The sequence below is a fragment of the Pseudomonas sp. NFACC32-1 genome, from assembly GCF_900101215.1.
Classification (GTDB): Bacteria; Pseudomonadota; Gammaproteobacteria; order Pseudomonadales; family Pseudomonadaceae; genus Aquipseudomonas.
This window is the reverse complement of record NZ_FMUL01000021.1, coordinates 47,062-62,181: the sequence shown is the minus strand read 5'-3', so window position 1 is coordinate 62,181 and position 15,120 is coordinate 47,062. Positions and strand designations below refer to the sequence as shown.

The window sequence follows — 15,120 nt, the reverse complement described above, 5'->3', positions numbered from 1 at the left end:
CGCAAGCAGCGCCGTTCAATAGCCAAGGTTGCGAAGGCCGCGCAACTGGGTCAGGTTGCAGTCCAGTGTCCCGGCGCTCGGGCCGTTGTTGTTCAGCACCACGTTGAGCTGCGTCATGTTGTTGACCAGGTTGCTGTTGCCCAGCAGGCGGGTGTTCTGCAGCAAGCCGCCCTGGGCTACCTGTTGCAGGGTGCTGCCCTGGTTGTGGCTCGCCTGGATCGCCATCTGCACGCCGCTGCCGGTGGCCTTGACCGCGACACTGCCGGCGGCGTTGCTGCCGGTGATGGTCTGGCCGCTGCTCAGCAGTTGGCCCTGGGATGGCGTCAAGGCAGGAGCCTGGCTGCTTTCCTTCACGTTGATGCTGACAGTGTTGTAGGCCGTGTTGCCGTCGCCCGCGGCGCGTACGCTCTGAGTCACGCCCTGGCCCGTGCCCAGGCCCGCACCGCCGGAGATAGTGCCGTTGCCTTGTTCGGCAGTGTGGCCGTTGCCGGCCTGCTTGATGGTGGAGACGTAGAACTCGGGTTTGACGGTGGCGGCCTGGATCTGCATGGAGCTGGTTGCGCCGATCAGATCACCGCTGGCGTTGCGCCAGGTACTGCTCATGACGATGCCGAAGCTGATGACTCGCCCGGGCATGACATAACGACCACGCAGCTCGGAAAGCTCCTGGTCCTTGACTTCGATGGGTTTGAATCCGCCATGGGCGTAGCCCGAGACCGTCGCGACCAGGCAGGCAAGCGACAGCCAGTATGAAGTTTTCATGTACTGCTCCCGGAGCATCCTGCTCCTTTTTTACTTATTTGTTGGCAAGTGGTCGGCGATTAAAAGAAGTCGCTCTGTATGAAGCCGAAATCCATCAGTTCCGCATCCTTGACCGGGTTGAACCCGTCCAGCTTGTTGCGTGCCGTCAAAGGTTGCGGAGGGCTGCGCAGCGCATTGGCCTTGTCATAGCCGGGACCGACGATGGCAAAGACGATGCCGTTCCAGCCTTTGACGAAATCGTCATGGGCGTAGCGCTTGTGCCCCAGCACCGGATCGCCGATGTAGACCCATTGCTTGTCGGCACGCTGCAGCACCACGAAGTGCTTGTAGCCACGTATCTCCATCAGGACCACCACGGGGATCGTCACGGCTTCGAGCTTTTGCGCGGGTATCCGGTAACCCCGGGCGCGCATGCCGATGCTTTCCACGTAACGCTTCATGTCGAGCATGGAAAAGCCCTGGGTGCGAACCAGGTCCTGGTCGGCATTGACCAGCATGCCCTTGATGACGTGCTCCTCATCGACATCGAGCCAATAGGCCTGGCGCAGCACCGTGGCGAGGGCGGCGGCACCGCAACTGAAGTCGGTCTTCTGCTCGACGATGTCGCGGAACTTGCGCTCGCGCAGGCTTTGCACCGGCTTGTAGACCAGCATGCCGCCCGGCAAGGCGGCCACGGGGATCTGCGCAGCCTCGGCCATGAAGGCCATGCACAGCAGCAGGGAAAGGGCAATCGCGCGCATGATGGATACGCCTTATGGAAATCCTGGAACAGAAGCCCCGTTGCCGGGGCTTCGTTTCATGCGCGACTACATGCAGGCCTTGCAGCCGGCAGCGATGGACAGCGAGTTGCTTTGCTGGTTACCCACGCCTGCCGACACGTTGGCCCCGCCGTTGCCGGAGAAGCCGTTCATGGAATTGCTCATGGTGGCGTTATTGATCACTGGGGTTTTCCAGCCATCGCGGGTCAGCACTTGCTGAGTGTTGCTGCCGGCCAGTTCGAAAGTACCCACGGCGGAGAACTTGAACTTGTCGTCATCGTGGCCGCCGCCGTAGCCGCCCCTGTTGTCCCAGCCACCATGATCGTCTTCGGCGGTACCGGTGCCCTTGGCCTTGAAGGTGCCGGAAGCGGAGTAGGTGCTGGTGAGGGTGTCGGTCTTGTAGGTGCGCACACCTTTGTTGTCGACCTGCAGGCCGGTGGAGGACTGATCGGCCGAGGCGGACGCTTCTGCGATGCGACCTCCTGATACAGCGATGGCCAGGTTGTTTTTCTGTTGGTTGAAGTTGCCGGCAGTCACGTTGATGCCGATGTTGCCGGAGCCATTGTTGCCTGCATTGGTGAGCGAGGCGGTGTTATGGGTCGAGTTGTTCTTGACGTAGTTGTTGTTATTGGTTTGGGTGGCGCTGGAGGCGGCCACCGCCGAACCGAAGATGAAGCTTTCGTCGGCGGTGGCCAGGGCGGCGGCATTGTCCTGCTGGTTGCCGTCGCCAGCGGCGATGTTGGCGCCCATGTTGCCGTTGCTGCCATTGAGTGAGTCAGTGGCTTGCGCGGTGTTTCGGGTGGCCTGGTTGGTCACCACGTTGCCGTCGCTGTTCTGCTCGTCCATCACCGTAGCCCCAGCTCCGGCGTTGATGGACAGCAGTTGATCCAGCGTCGGCCCTTGAGGGCCATGGTGACCATGGCCGTTGCCGTTGCCGTTGCCGTTGCCATTACCGTTTCCGCCGGCCTGTGCGGCCATTGCCATGACAGCGGCGAGAGCGAAAACCAATGGTTTGAGTGCCATTGCAGGTTTCATGGTGTTTCTCCTTGCTTGTCGTCGGTGAAGTGTCAGTTTTTTGTTTCTTGTTTTTATTCCGGGTCAGTCAGCGACCCGTATGCTCAGGGTGTTAGCCATGCGGTTTCCCACCCCGGCGCTCTGGTTCACCTGGATGACCCCACGGCTGCCGGTGAATGCCTGGTCGCTGGTGACGACCTGGCGGCTTCCGGTTGGGGCGCCAGTTGCTCCTGAGTTCGATGACAACGCCACGTTCTGCTGAGAAAGCGCGCTGTCGTCCATGCCCTGCGGTTGGGCACTGATGCCCACCCGCATGACATTGGCCATCTGGTTGTTGGCACCGGCGGACTGGTTGACGCCCAGTACTCCGTTGCCGTTGGTGAATGAATGACCGCCGATGCGGGCGGTGGCGCTCATGGAAGCATTGGCCGGTGTATCCAGCCGCTGGTGAACGCGGGTGGTCGCCTGTGCCCCGGTGCCGATGGCGATGGCCCGGGTGTTGGTCTGCTGGGTCTGGTCGCCGGCCGCCTGGTTGACGTTGAGGTTGCCGGTGTAGCGGCCGCCGGAGTCCTGCAGGTTGGCATGGCTGACCAGCGCTGCACCCGGATCGGCGAACGCGGCGCAAGGGCCGAGCAGGGCGAGCAGCAACAGGGCCGGCTTCATGTCACTGTCCTCCCGCCAATCGACCCAGCGGGGCCAGGCCGGAACTCAGCGAGCGGTTGATGGTGCCGGAAATCGCACCACCGCTACCGCCCCCGTGGCCGGCACTCATGCCGGGCATGCCATTGGGGTTGGTCACGACGTTCAGGCCCTGCACGCCGGTATTGGTATTGACCGTGTTGCGGATCGACGAGCCGCTGGCGACGCTGGCGAAGTCGCCGTCGCTCAATTCGGTACTGGTCGTAGCCTGATGGATTCGATCGGAGGGGTTGGCGTTGACGGTGGTCGGGTAGGGGTCTTTGCCGCCGTTGCGACCTATGTGGATGGGCTGCACGTCACGGTCTAGCACAATGACGCCATTTCCTTCGGCTTGTACCGGCAGGCTGAGGGTTGCGCTGGTGGCGCAGCCGATCAGCAACAGGCAGGTCAAGCGTCTCTTGAAAGTCCCCACGGCATCGATTCCTTCTTCGGTGGGCTGGCCTTGGTCCAGCGCTGCGAAGGGGGCGGAGCAGTAGTTGTGCCGGTTTCTGAAAAACCTTTGTATTCAATGGCTTGTTGGCGAGCCGAGAGGGCCGCCTACGCAACCTGTTTCATTGCTGAGACAAGGCCGGCAGAGCCCGACGGGCGGCAGGCGGTCCGCTGGCTCTGGATCCAGTGTCTGGCGGCAGTGTCCGAAAAATTGACAGTCGCGATGGCAAAATGATGAAACAGCCTTGGATCCGTGTTTGGCGCCAGGCAGGTGTTGCATCGATGAAACACAACGATGGGAATAGGCCCGGTTGTAAAGGGTGGCGCGGGTTCAGGGACAATCCGGCGTTCAGGTACGCAGTAGTCGAGCCACGGCAGCGAAGACCTGGTCCCGACGTTGCGTCCAGTCACCTTCGATCACCTGGTAAGGACGGTGGTGACGGACCAGCCACTGCTCGATGGCTTCGAAGAACGCCATGCGTTCCTTCAGGTCGGGTTGGCAGCGCAGGCCGTCACCGGTCCAGTCGACCTGCTCGGGGCTCAGCAGCAAGTGCAGGTCGTAGTGGCGCGCCAGCAGGGCGGGTTCGAGCCAGTGCGGACAATCGCCGAACAGCGTCTGGCTCCAGAGGATGTTGCTCAACAGATGGGTGTCGAGGATCAGCAGGGTCGGTTGCCGGACGCGTGCCGCGTCTTCCCAGGCCAGTTGTCCGGCGGCGATATCAGGGATGTCCGCCAGGCAGGTATCGCGCCGGTGTCGTTCCATGAAGTGGCGAACGTATTCATCCACCCGCAAGCCGCCGAACTGTTCCTGCAGTTGCTTGGCCAACCAGCTTTTGCCGGCGGACTCCGGGCCGGTCAGCACCACCACCTTCATGCGCGCAAGGCCGGGTCGGCACGCCACTCCCGCCAGCCTTGCACGGCCAGCAGGGTGAACAGGGCATAAAGCCCGGCGGTGAGGTACAAGCCCTTGTAGATGAACAGGCCCACGAAGATCACGTCCAGGACGATCCACAACGGCCAGCATTGCACGCGTTTCTGCGCCATCCACCATTGAGCCACCAGACTGAAGCCGGTGAGCGCCGCATCGAGCCAGGGTTGCGCCGCGTCCGTCCAGTGCGCCATTGCCGCGCCGAGCATCAGGCTTGCGGCTGCGCCCATGGCCAGCCCGAGCATCACCGAAGGCCCTCCCAGGCGTGTCACCTGCCGGCCGTCATGATGCTGCCCGGCACGCGTCCATTGCCACCAGCCGTAAAGTTGCAGCACGGCGTAGACCACTTGCAGCAACATATCGGAGTACAGCTTCACACCGAAGAAGATCCAGGTGTACAGCAACACCATGACCAGGCCGATCGGCCAGCACCAGGGGTTCTGCTTGACGGTCAGCCAGACAGCGATCACGCCGAGGACTGCGGCAAACAGTTCGAGCCCGGACATGGCGGTTCCTCAGGGAGTGGAAGGGGCGGGGATTGTAAACGGTATGCAGGGGATAGCTCCAACCTCCATCCGTGGGGGCCAGCATCGATTCCGGGGAAACTGCATAGAACCTGTGTGGGAGCAGGTTGGCTCCCACACAGGTCCAGGACGGGCGGTTGTCCCGCCCTGGTGGTCGTCAGACGCGGAACTGTTTGAGCAGTCCGTTCAATTGTTCGCTCAGTTCCCTGAGCCGGGCGCTGGCCAGGCTCGACTGTTCCGCCGCCAGGGCGGTGCTGTGGGACAGGCCGGCGGCCTGGGTCACGTTCTGGTTGATGTCCTCTACCACGTGGGCCTGTTGCAGGGTGGCACTGGCGATGGAGGCGTTGAGGCTGTTGAGGTTGCGCAGGGCCTGGCCGATGGCGTTGAGACTGGCGCCGGCCAGGCCGGCCTGTTCGATGGTCAGTTGCGAGGCACGGCTGCTGTCGCTGATGACTTTCACCGCGGCTTCGGAATGGCTCTGCAGGCGCTCGATCATTGACTGGATTTCCGCCGTGGACTTTTGCGTGCGCTGGGCCAGCAACCGCACTTCATCGGCCACTACCGCGAAGCCACGACCCTGTTCCCCGGCGCGAGCGGCCTCGATCGCGGCGTTGAGGGCCAGCAGGTTGGTCTGTTCGGCAATGGAGCGAATCACCTCCAGCACGCTGCCGATCTGGGTGCTTTCGCTCGCCAGGGTGCGAATCACTTCCACGGCCTGGTCAATGGTCTGGGAGAGACGGTCGATCTGCTGCAGGCTGCCGTCGATGTTGACCTGGCCCTGCTGGGCCTGGGATTCGGCGTCGCGCATTTCGCTGGCGGCATGTTCGGCGTTCTTGGCCACGTCCTGCACGCCGTAGGTCACTTCGTTGATCGCCGTGGCGACCAGTTCCATCTGTTGCGATTGCTGTTGGCTGCGTTCCTGGGCTTGTGCGGCGTCGTTGCCCAGTTCATTGGACGATTGCCCCAGGGCACCGGCGGAGGCCTGCAATTGGCTCACCACCTGCCGCAGCTTGGCGGTGAAGGCGTTGAAGTGCCGGGCCAGCTGGGTGACTTCGTCCTGCCCGTGGGTGTCCAGGGTCCGGGTCAGGTCGCTTTCGCCGCTGGCGATATTCGCCATGGCGTGGACCGTCTCCTGCAACGGCCGCACGATGCTGCGCACGATCAGCGCCAACAGCAGGCCCATGATCAGCGCGATCACCAGGCCGATCACCGAAGCTTTGATCAATTGGGCGAGGAATTCGGCCTGTACGTCATCCACGTACACGCCCGAACCGATGATCCAGCCCCAGGGCTGGAACAGGGTGACGTAGGAAGTCTTGCCCACCGGTGCCTCCGCGCCCGGTTTCGGCCACAGGTAGTTCACCATGCCGGCGCCCTTGGTCTTGGCGATGGACACCATTTCGTTGAACAGCGCGAACCCGTTCGGATCGCGGATCGCCGAGAGATTCTGGCCTTCGAGCTTGGGGTTGGTGGGGTGCATGAGCATGACCGGGGTCAGGTCGTTGATCCAGAAATAGTCGTTCTGGTCATAGCGCAGGCCCCGCACGGCATTGAGGGCCTGCTTCTGCGCGGCCTCCCGGGTCAGCGTGCCGGCCGTTTCCAGGCCATGGTAGTAGTTCAGCACGCCACTGGCGGTCTGGACCACATGCTGGGTTTTCTGCACCTTTGCCTGATGGAGGTCGGTGTGGATCTGTTTGAGCATCAAGGCGCCCAACATGAACATCATCACGATGGCCACGCCCAGGATGAGCCACAAGCGTCGACTGATCGATACACTGCGCAAACTATTCATACGCTGTCACTCCGGTTTCTTGTTCTTGTCGTCCGCGGCGCTTGGGCCATAACGCGGCGGCGTTATCAGGGCTTGTCTGATAGGATTTCGGCCTCGCGGCGAAAAACCTGAGCCTGGCGTCGATCTTTCATTGGTTTTTTTTGAACGGTCGCCGTTATCGTGCTCCCGCTGCTTTTGCACTGGCTTGACACTTGAATATCGATGAGGCCTGCGCATACCAGGTCTTTTTTGGGGGATGAATGGATTTGTGGACCGCCTTACAGGCACTGATTCTTGGCGTTGTAGAGGGCTTGACGGAGTTTTTGCCGATTTCCAGCACGGGGCACCAGATCGTGGTAGCCGACTTGCTGCATTTTGGTGGCGAACGATCCATGGCGTTCAATATCATCATCCAGCTGGGGGCGATCCTGGCGGTGGTCTGGGAGTTCCGACGCAAGATCTTCGACGTGGTACTGGGCCTGCCCACCCAACCCTCTGCCCGACGGTTCACCGCGAACCTGCTGATCGCCTTCCTGCCCGCGGTGGTGCTGGGCGTGCTGTTCGCCGACCTGATCCACCACTATCTGTTCAACCCGATCACGGTGGCCACTGCGCTGGTGCTGGGCGGTTTGGTGATGCTCTGGGCCGAGCGGCGCCAGCATGAAGTACACGCCGAAACCGTTGACGATATTTCCTGGAAAGACGCGCTGAAGGTCGGACTTGCCCAGTGCCTGGCCATGATTCCCGGCACCTCGCGCTCGGCCTCGACCATCATCGGCGGCTTGCTGTTCGGCTTGTCGCGCAAGACCGCGACAGAGTTCTCGTTCTTCCTGGCGATGCCGACCATGGTCGGCGCGGCGGTCTACTCGGGCTACAAGTATCGCGAGCTCTTCGTTCCGGCGGATTTTCCGGTCTTCGCCATCGGTTTCATCACGGCCTTCATCTTCGCCATGATCGCGGTCAGGGGGCTGCTGCGGTTCATTGCCAGCCACAGCTACGCGGTGTTTGCCTGGTACCGGATCGCGTTCGGCCTGTTGATCCTGGCGACCTGGCAATTCGGCTGGGTGGATTGGGCGACAGTCCAGCCATGAAAGGGCCGGCCATGAACGGTCCGGGCCTGCGCAAGCCTGCTACGCGTCAGGCGGCGGGTGGCGTGCAGAACCTGCGGCTCAAGTGGGTCGTGTTTGCGCTGTTGTGCGCCTTGCCACTGCTGGGTTCCTTGCTGCTTTGGCTGCAAGAGGCGTCGTGGCTGCCGCTGGCGGCCTACGGGGCCGTCAGCCTGATGACGTTTCTGCTCTACTGGAATGACAAGCGCAAGGCCCGCGCCGAGGCCTGGCGCACCCCGGAGAACGTCCTGCACGCCATGGAACTGGCGGGCGGCTGGCCCGGGGCATTGCTCGCCCAGCAAATGTTCCGCCACAAGACCCGCAAGGTATCGTTCCAGGTGGTGTTCTGGTTCATCGTGGTGCTGCATCAGGTGTTCTGGATCGATCAGTTGTTCCTGGGCGGCCATCTGCTGGCGCTGTTCTGAATCAGGGCAACAGCAAGCCGACCTGGGTGCGCTTGGGCAGCTTGCTGACCACCAGTTGATGGGAGCGTTGCAGCAGGCCCCGCAGTTCTTCGGCGCCCAGCGGGTAGGGCGTCTGCATGATGATCCACTGGGCCCGGGCCAGATAGGGGGCCGGGTGGATGCCCGGTCGATCGCAATGGCCCAGGAACAGGTCCTTGTCGACCTTGAACGCCAGGGAGTCACCGCGCAATCCCTGCAAGGCGAACATCTTGTTCCCGGCGATGGAGAACACCCGCACGCCGCCCCATTTGTAATCTTCCCTGGCGCCGGGCAGGCCCAGGCAGAAGCGGGCGACGTCCTCTTCGCTCAAACTCATAGCGTCCTGTCTCCACAACGGGCAAAGGCTTCCACCAGATGGTCGATCCAAGCCCGCACCGCCGGCAGCAGTCCGCGTCGGTGGGGATAGACGGCCTGCAGCCAGCCATCGGGCAGCGACCAGCCTGGCAATAGTTCCACCAGTGTGCCGTCCCTCAACTCCTGTTCGCAATACATGCTGGGCAGTAGGGTAAAGCCCAGGCCGGCCAGGGCGCAGGCGCGGCGGACGATGAAATCGTCGATGCCCAGGCGCGCTTCCAGGGCCAGGTCGACACTTTCCCCATCGGCATTGAGCAGGCGCAGGTGCACCAGGCGGTCGGCTTCCAGGGCACCCAGCACGGGCAATTGCCTGAGGTCTTCCGGGGTCTCGATCCGGTGCCCTTCGACGAAGGCGGCGCTGGCCACCATGATCAATCGTGCCTGGCGCAGGCGCCGGGTCATCAGCAGCGGGTCCTCGTCCCCCAGGTCGCGCACCCGCAGCGCCACGTCGATGCCTTCGCTCACCAGGTCCACGCGACGGTTGAGCAGGATCATTTCCAGCTGCACCTGGGGGAATTTCTCCAGGAAGTCGGCCACCACGCCGGGCAGCATCTCGTGGGCCAGCCCCACCGGGCTCGAAACCCTCAGCCTGCCTCGCGGTGCGCTGGACATGCTTGCCACGGCTTCGTCGGCCATTTCGGCCTCCAGCAGCATGGCCTGGCAATGGCGCAGGTAGCGTTCCCCCACGGCGGTCAGCTTCAACTGTCGGGTGGTGCGTTGAAGCAGCCGGGCACCGAGGCGTTCTTCCAGCTCGGCGATGCGCCGGGATAACCGTGACTTGGGAATGCCCAGTGCCCGTCCGGCGGCGGCGAAACCACCGGCTTCGACGACTTTGGCGAAATAGTACAGATCGTTGAGGTCTTGCATGTAAAGCCCGATTGTCCTGTCAGTGGAACGAACTATCGCATCAATGCTGGCTAATCGGCCATTGGTTTCATCGGTAGGATTGTCACCAATCGATCGCCTCGGTAGCGATTCCACTTGGAGAGCACTTCATGAAACTTCTGCACATCGATTCGAGCATCCTCGGAGACAACTCCGCTTCTCGCCAGCTGAGCCGCGAAGTGGTCCAGGCCTGGAAAGCCGCCGAGCCGGACGTGGAGGTGACCTATCGCGACCTGGCCGCCGACGCCATCAGCCACTTCTCCGCCCAGACGCTGGTGGCGGCCGGTACCAGCGCCGAATTGCGCGACGCCGCCCTGCAGCATGAGGCGCAGCTCAGCGCCGCCACCCTGGCCGAATTCCTGGCGGCGGATGCACTGGTAGTGGCTGCGCCGATGTACAACTTCACCATCCCGACCCAATTGAAGGCCTGGATCGACCGTATCGCCGTCGCTGGCCAGACCTTCCGCTACACCGAAGCCGGTCCGCAAGGCCTGTGCGGCAACAAGAAACTGGTCATCGTATCCACCGCCGGCGGCCTGCATGCCGGCCAGCCAAGCGGCGTGGGCCATGAAGCGTATCTGAAACTGCTGTTCGGTTTCCTCGGCATCACCGACATCGAGATCGTCCGGGCCGAAGGCCTGGCTTACGGTGATGACATGCGCACCAAGGCCATGAGCGAAGCCAAGCTGCAGATCGGCGAGCAGTTCGCCGCCGCATAACGCTGTTGAATCCTCCGGGAGCGGCCCGCCCGCGATAGCGGTGTGTCATCCAGCAGCGATGCCGGGCGATACATCGCTGTCGTGGGCGGGCTTGTTCTTACCGTGCATATCGAAACCCTTGTAAAACGCTGTATTCTGGCTGCCGGGTGCACGTCAGGGCGGCGAGCGGACAGGTCTCTGTCGTTCGCTGGTGAAGGTGGAAGAGTCGATGAAGCGTCTTGGTGCAGGGTTACTGCTTGGTTTGCTCGGCAGCCTGGTGACAGTACAGGCCGCACCGGGGCTGGAGCCTCATTGGAGTGCCGGTTTCCATGAGCTGAGCTTCCTCGATCCGCTGGACCACCAGCCCATGCGTGCCATCGCCTTCTATCCGTCGACCGCCCGGGAGCAGACCAGCCGGTTGGAAGGCTATGAGATCGATGCCGCGCCGGACGCCCGGATCGCCATCGGCCGCTTTCCCATGCTGATGCTGTCCCATGGCAACACCGGTACGCCGCTGGCCTTGCATGACCTGGCCACGTCCCTGGCGCGCAAGGGGTTCGTGGTGGTGGCGGTGATTCATCCGGGCGATAACGCCCAGGACCACAGCCGGCTCGGCACCTTGAGCAATCTGTACGGACGGCCCATCCAGATTTCCGAAGCCATCACCGCAACGTTGAGCGACCCGATGCTGTCGCCGTTCGTCAATGCCGGGCAGGTGGGCGTGATCGGCTATTCGGCCGGCGGCGAAACCGCGTTGATCCTGTCGGGCGCCACCCCGGATCTCGATCGCCTGCGTCGCTACTGCCATGAGCGGCCGGATGATCGCGATGCCTGCAACACCCAGGGCGAGCTGATTGCCGACCGCGACGACCTGCATCCGGTGGCCGACCCCAGGGTCCGGGCGTTGTTGTTGATGGCGCCGTTGAGCCTGAAGTTCGGCCGTCATACCCTGGCCGACGTCCATGTGCCGGTGCTGCTGTACAGCGGCGATGGCGACAAGTTGGTGGCCTTTGACAAGAATGCCGCCGCCCTGGCCCGCAAACTGCCCACCGCGCCGGATTTCAAGACCCTGGCCGGGGCCGGGCATTTCGTGTTCATGGCCCCTTGCACTGAAGAGCAGATCGCCGCGATGCCTGCGCTCTGCACCGATGCCGATGGCGTCGACCGCAAGGACATCCACCGCACCATGATCTCCGAAGCAGGGCGCTTTTTCAGCCAGGCCTTGGGTAGGCCGACCCGCGCCGGCCTGCGGACCGCGGATCAATAAGCGGCTTTTCCGGCACGCTGGCGTAGCAGCAGGGTCAAGGCCAGGCCGCTGATCGACAGTACAGCGGCGCTGAAAAAGATCCATGAATAACCCAGGTTCAACGCCACCGCGCCCATCATGGGCCCGGCAATCGCCAGGGCCAGGTCGAAGAAGACGGCGTAGGCACTCAATCCCGCGCCGCGGCTGGTGTTCGGCACCTGCTTGATGGCCTCCACGCCCAGCGCCGGGTACACCAGCGACAGCCCGAAACCGGCCAGCCCCGCGCCCACCAGGGCGAACCCTGTGGAAGGCGCCAGCCACAGCAACACCAGCCCGAGGGTTTCGATGCTCATGCACGCAATGGCAGAGTTGAACCCTCCGAAGCGGCCGATGCTGGAAATGAACAACAAGCGCGAGAGGATGAAACAGATGCCGAAGACGGTCAGGCACCAGGCCGCGCCGGTCCAGCCGCGACTGAGGTAGAACAGGGTTATGAATGTCGTGAGCGTGCCATAGCCGATCGAGGCCAGGCACAGGCTCGTTCCAAACGGCGCGATACGGCCGAATACCGCCCGGAAAGGCAGGCGCTCGCCACGAACCACCGGCACCGACGGTTTATTGCGAATCAGCAACAGCGCCCCACCGGCCAGCAGCGACAAGGCGACCCCCAGGCTGGCGAAACCCAGGTCGCCCACCATCACCACTCCCAGGGGGGCACCGATGGCGATCGCGCCATAAGAGGCGATGCCGTTCCAGGAAATCGAACGGGCCGTGTGTTCCACTCCGACCTGGCCCATACACCAACTGATGGTGCCTACGCCGATCAGGCCCTGGGCCACCCCCAGCAACAGCCGGCCGCCGATCAGGATCAGCAGGCTCAGCAGTGGCAGGCTTTGCAGCAAGGTGGAGAGCAGGGTCAGCCCCCCGCTGAGCACGATACCCGACAAACCGTAGACAATCGCCCGCTTGGTGCCGACGCTGTCCGATAGCCGCCCGGCCATGGGCCGGCTGAGCAGGGTCGCCAGGTACTGCGAGCCGATGGTCAATCCGGCCACCACCGCACTGAAGCCCAGTTGCTCGTGGACGTAGCCCGGCAATACGGCAATCGGCAGGCCGATGCAGAGAAAGGCAATGAACGTGTAGAAAACGATGGAGACGATCTGCAGGGTGACTGACAGGGAGCTGGGGGCGGATTGAGGCGTTGACATGGAGCTCGTTCGCGGGCGGCGGCGGGAGAGGTCCATGATGGCGCGAGATGGGGAGAAAAGAAAGCAGGCTAACTAAATGGCCGGGCCAAGGCCTTTGAACCCGGCTCGCGCCTATGGGGATGCCGAATGCAAAAAAGCCCTGTCGCATTGGACAGGGCTTTTCATTGGCCGTTGGGGACGGTCCTAGAACATCACACCCTGGCTGCGCAGGTAGTCGTCATAAGTGCCGCTGAAGTCGACGACGCCGTCGGCGCTCAGTTCGATGATGCGGGTGGCCAGGGACGACACGAACTCGCGGTCGTGGCTGACGAAGATCAGCGTGCCCGGATAGTTTTCCAGCGCCAGGTTCAGCGCTTCGATGGATTCCATGTCCAGGTGGTTGGTCGGTTCGTCCATCACCAGTACGTTGGGCTTCTGCAGGATCAGCTTGCCGAACAGCATGCGGCCCTGTTCGCCACCGGAGATCACCTTGACCGACTTGAGGATCTCATCGTTGGAGAACAGCATGCGACCCAGGGTGCCCCGGATCATCTGTTCGCCCTGGGTCCATTGGCCCATCCATTCGAACAGGCTGACGTCGTCTTCGAAGTCATGGGCGTGGTCCTGGGCGTAGTAGCCCAGCTCGGCGCTTTCGGTCCATTTCACCGAGCCGCTATCGGGTGTCAGTTCGCCCATCAGGGTGCGCAGCAGGGTGGTCTTGCCGATACCGTTGGGGCCGATGATCGCCACACGTTCGCCGGCTTCGACGGTGAAGCTGAAGTTCTTGAACAGGGTCTTGCCGTCGAAGCCCTTGGACATACGCTCGACGGTGACTGCCTGGCGATGCAGTTTCTTGGTCTGCTCGAACCGGATGAATGGGCTCACGCGACTCGACGGCTTGACCTCGGCGAGCTGGATCTTGTCGATCTGCTTGGCGCGGGAAGTGGCCTGCTTGGCTTTCGAGGCGTTGGCCGAGAAGCGGCTGACGAAGGTCTGCAGCTCGGCGATCTGGGCTTTTTTCTTGGCATTGTCCGACAGCAGCTGCTCGCGGGACTGGGTCGCGGCGATCATGTACTCGTCATAGTTGCCCGGGAACAGGCGCAGCTCACCGTAGTCCAGGTCGGCCATGTGGGTGCAGACACTGTTCAGGAAGTGCCGGTCGTGGGAAATGATGATCATGGTGCTGTTACGCGCCGTGAGGATGTTTTCCAGCCAGCGGATGGTATTGATGTCCAGGTGGTTGGTCGGTTCGTCGAGCAACAGCACTTCAGGATCGGAGAACAACGCCTGGGCGAGCAGGACCCGCAGTTTCCAGCCCGGCGCCACCTCGGTCATCGGACCGAAATGCTGTGCCAGCGGAATGCCCAGGCCCAGCAGCAGCTCACCGGCACGGGACTCGGCGGTGTAGCCGTCCATCTCGGCGAACTCGGTTTCCAGCTCGGCTACGGCCATGCCGTCTTCTTCGGTCATTTCCGGAAGCGAGTAGATGCGATCACGCTCGGCCTTGACCTTCCACAGTTCCTCGTGACCCATGATGACCGTGTCGATCACGGTAAAGGCTTCGTAGGCGAACTGGTCCTGGCGCAGCTTGCCCAGGCGTACGTTCGGTTCGAGCATCACCTGGCCACCGGACGGCTCGAGATCGCCACCGAGGATTTTCATGAAGGTCGACTTGCCGCAACCGTTGGCGCCGATCAGGCCATAGCGGTTGCCCGCACCGAACTTGACCGAAACGTTTTCGAACAGCGGCTTGGCGCCGAACTGCATGGTGATGTTAGCTGTGGAGATCAATTACCTTACCTATCAATGGGTTAGAGCTGGTCATTTTCCCTGATACCGATGTGGTATCCATTCGGAGCTTCTCCAGCTCCGCCCAGTCCGAGCTTGAGGTTGAGCCAACGCGCATACGTCGCCAGCAACATTGGACGCTGTGGCCAAGCTGCTGAGCGATGAATGCGGGGGGCATGTTGGACGTTGCGCGCATTGTCGCATAAGTATGACGGCAGTTGTATGGCAGCCGAAAGCGCATCCGCACCTGACCCTTCATCAGCGGGCTTCCTTGCGGGAGCGCGTGATCGCTTCGCAGGAGGGTTGGAGGGCCAGAGCTGCCGGCCTGGCTTTCATGGAGCTGCGCTGTAAATGGCCTGCCGATCTCCTCGGGTACGTAAGGTCGCTCGCGGGAGGTTGTCGACAGGCACATCGATCGATCCGCATGTAACCGATAAAGCGCTATCCGCCGATCAGTGCCAGATCAGGTTTCACCAACTGCAAGTGGTGATTCGTCTTTCCAGTTTA

16 protein-coding genes are annotated in these 15,120 nt (G+C 62.5%); 4 read left to right on the top strand and 12 right to left on the bottom strand.

The window, feature by feature from the left end; all coding sequences use genetic code 11:
• Positions 1-15: 15 nt before the first annotated feature.
• The 8 genes from BLP99_RS24155 to BLP99_RS24120 form a co-directional block, all read right to left on the bottom strand.
• Positions 16-762 (bottom strand): hypothetical protein, encoded by a 747-nt coding sequence (locus BLP99_RS24155; protein WP_072391976.1) that lies wholly within the window; start codon positions 760-762, stop codon positions 16-18.
• A gap of 59 nt (positions 763-821) precedes the next feature.
• On the bottom strand, positions 822-1,502 hold the full coding sequence (locus tag BLP99_RS24150) for a C39 family peptidase (protein ID WP_072431120.1): 681 nt from the start codon (positions 1,500-1,502) through the stop codon (positions 822-824).
• Positions 1,503-1,568: 66 nt separating this feature from the next.
• Positions 1,569-2,555 (bottom strand): heme utilization protein, encoded by a 987-nt coding sequence (locus BLP99_RS24145; protein WP_092181958.1) that lies wholly within the window; start codon positions 2,553-2,555, stop codon positions 1,569-1,571.
• Positions 2,556-2,618: 63 nt separating this feature from the next.
• A complete protein-coding gene (locus tag BLP99_RS24140) occupies positions 2,619-3,197 on the bottom strand; it encodes an adhesin (RefSeq protein WP_072431118.1) in 579 nt (192 codons plus the stop codon).
• A gap of 1 nt (position 3,198) precedes the next feature.
• Positions 3,199-3,645 carry a hypothetical protein gene (locus BLP99_RS24135; protein ID WP_072391069.1) on the bottom strand — a complete coding sequence of 149 codons (447 nt, stop codon included), beginning with the start codon at positions 3,643-3,645 and terminating at the stop codon, positions 3,199-3,201.
• Between the two features lie 366 nt (positions 3,646-4,011).
• Positions 4,012-4,536, bottom strand: coding sequence for an AAA family ATPase (locus tag BLP99_RS24130; protein ID WP_072391072.1), 525 nt, complete (start codon positions 4,534-4,536; stop codon positions 4,012-4,014).
• Entirely contained in the window at positions 4,533-5,096 is a 564-nt protein-coding gene (gene pnuC, locus BLP99_RS24125) for a nicotinamide riboside transporter PnuC (RefSeq protein WP_072431116.1), read from the bottom strand. The genes BLP99_RS24130 and pnuC overlap by 4 nt, the downstream gene beginning before the upstream one ends.
• A 175-nt stretch (positions 5,097-5,271) precedes the next feature.
• Entirely contained in the window at positions 5,272-6,906 is a 1,635-nt protein-coding gene (locus BLP99_RS24120) for a methyl-accepting chemotaxis protein (protein ID WP_072391079.1), read from the bottom strand.
• 239 nt (positions 6,907-7,145) lie between these two features.
• Here BLP99_RS24120 and BLP99_RS24115 point away from each other — a divergent pair, with 239 nt between their 5' ends.
• Positions 7,146-7,976 carry an undecaprenyl-diphosphate phosphatase gene (locus BLP99_RS24115; protein WP_092181956.1) on the top strand — a complete coding sequence of 277 codons (831 nt, stop codon included), beginning with the start codon at positions 7,146-7,148 and terminating at the stop codon, positions 7,974-7,976.
• A gap of 11 nt (positions 7,977-7,987) precedes the next feature.
• The gene (locus BLP99_RS24110; RefSeq protein WP_072391086.1) at positions 7,988-8,416 is read left to right on the top strand and encodes a DUF1294 domain-containing protein; all 429 of its coding nucleotides are present in this window, start codon (positions 7,988-7,990) and stop codon (positions 8,414-8,416) included.
• Between the two features lies 1 nt (position 8,417).
• Here BLP99_RS24110 and BLP99_RS24105 read toward each other — a convergent pair whose 3' ends face one another.
• On the bottom strand, positions 8,418-8,771 hold the full coding sequence (locus tag BLP99_RS24105; RefSeq protein WP_072391089.1) for an MmcQ/YjbR family DNA-binding protein: 354 nt from the start codon (positions 8,769-8,771) through the stop codon (positions 8,418-8,420).
• Positions 8,768-9,676 (bottom strand): LysR substrate-binding domain-containing protein, encoded by a 909-nt coding sequence (locus BLP99_RS24100; protein WP_072391092.1) that lies wholly within the window; start codon positions 9,674-9,676, stop codon positions 8,768-8,770. The genes BLP99_RS24105 and BLP99_RS24100 overlap by 4 nt, the downstream gene beginning before the upstream one ends.
• A 128-nt stretch (positions 9,677-9,804) precedes the next feature.
• On the opposite strand from BLP99_RS24100, the gene BLP99_RS24095 reads away from it, so the two are divergent.
• On the top strand, positions 9,805-10,413 hold the full coding sequence (locus BLP99_RS24095) for an FMN-dependent NADH-azoreductase (RefSeq protein WP_076407100.1): 609 nt from the start codon (positions 9,805-9,807) through the stop codon (positions 10,411-10,413).
• Positions 10,414-10,621: 208 nt separating this feature from the next.
• The gene (locus BLP99_RS24090) at positions 10,622-11,659 is read left to right on the top strand and encodes an alpha/beta hydrolase family protein (RefSeq protein WP_072391098.1); all 1,038 of its coding nucleotides are present in this window, start codon (positions 10,622-10,624) and stop codon (positions 11,657-11,659) included.
• Here BLP99_RS24090 and BLP99_RS24085 read toward each other — a convergent pair.
• The gene (locus BLP99_RS24085; protein WP_092181953.1) at positions 11,653-12,846 is read right to left on the bottom strand and encodes an MFS transporter; all 1,194 of its coding nucleotides are present in this window, start codon (positions 12,844-12,846) and stop codon (positions 11,653-11,655) included. The genes BLP99_RS24090 and BLP99_RS24085 overlap by 7 nt on opposite strands.
• Before the next feature lie 183 nt (positions 12,847-13,029).
• Positions 13,030-14,616, bottom strand: a complete 1,587-nt coding sequence (locus BLP99_RS24080) for an ABC-F family ATPase (RefSeq protein ID WP_072391104.1) — start codon at positions 14,614-14,616, stop codon at positions 13,030-13,032.
• Positions 14,617-15,120: the final 504 nt, after the last annotated feature.

Excerpts from the sequence above, each read along its gene's own strand:
- BLP99_RS24110 (WP_072391086.1), top strand. The coding sequence starts at position 7,988 with ATGAACGGTCCGGGCCTGCGCAAGCCTGCTACGCGTCAGGCGGCGGGT.
- BLP99_RS24095 (WP_076407100.1), top strand. The coding sequence starts at position 9,805 with ATGAAACTTCTGCACATCGATTCGAGCATCCTCGGAGACAACTCCGCT.
- BLP99_RS24115 (WP_092181956.1), top strand. The coding sequence starts at position 7,146 with ATGGATTTGTGGACCGCCTTACAGGCACTGATTCTTGGCGTTGTAGAG.
- BLP99_RS24140 (WP_072431118.1), bottom strand. The coding sequence starts at position 3,197 with ATGAAGCCGGCCCTGTTGCTGCTCGCCCTGCTCGGCCCTTGCGCCGCG.
- BLP99_RS24150 (WP_072431120.1), bottom strand. The coding sequence starts at position 1,502 with ATGCGCGCGATTGCCCTTTCCCTGCTGCTGTGCATGGCCTTCATGGCC.
- BLP99_RS24155 (WP_072391976.1), bottom strand. The coding sequence starts at position 762 with ATGAAAACTTCATACTGGCTGTCGCTTGCCTGCCTGGTCGCGACGGTC.
- BLP99_RS24120 (WP_072391079.1), bottom strand. The coding sequence starts at position 6,906 with ATGAATAGTTTGCGCAGTGTATCGATCAGTCGACGCTTGTGGCTCATC.
- pnuC (WP_072431116.1), bottom strand. The coding sequence starts at position 5,096 with ATGTCCGGGCTCGAACTGTTTGCCGCAGTCCTCGGCGTGATCGCTGTC.
- BLP99_RS24130 (WP_072391072.1), bottom strand. The coding sequence starts at position 4,536 with ATGAAGGTGGTGGTGCTGACCGGCCCGGAGTCCGCCGGCAAAAGCTGG.
- BLP99_RS24090 (WP_072391098.1), top strand. The coding sequence starts at position 10,622 with ATGAAGCGTCTTGGTGCAGGGTTACTGCTTGGTTTGCTCGGCAGCCTG.
- BLP99_RS24085 (WP_092181953.1), bottom strand. The coding sequence starts at position 12,846 with ATGTCAACGCCTCAATCCGCCCCCAGCTCCCTGTCAGTCACCCTGCAG.
- BLP99_RS24105 (WP_072391089.1), bottom strand. The coding sequence starts at position 8,771 with ATGAGTTTGAGCGAAGAGGACGTCGCCCGCTTCTGCCTGGGCCTGCCC.
- BLP99_RS24145 (WP_092181958.1), bottom strand. The coding sequence starts at position 2,555 with ATGAAACCTGCAATGGCACTCAAACCATTGGTTTTCGCTCTCGCCGCT.
- BLP99_RS24100 (WP_072391092.1), bottom strand. The coding sequence starts at position 9,676 with ATGCAAGACCTCAACGATCTGTACTATTTCGCCAAAGTCGTCGAAGCC.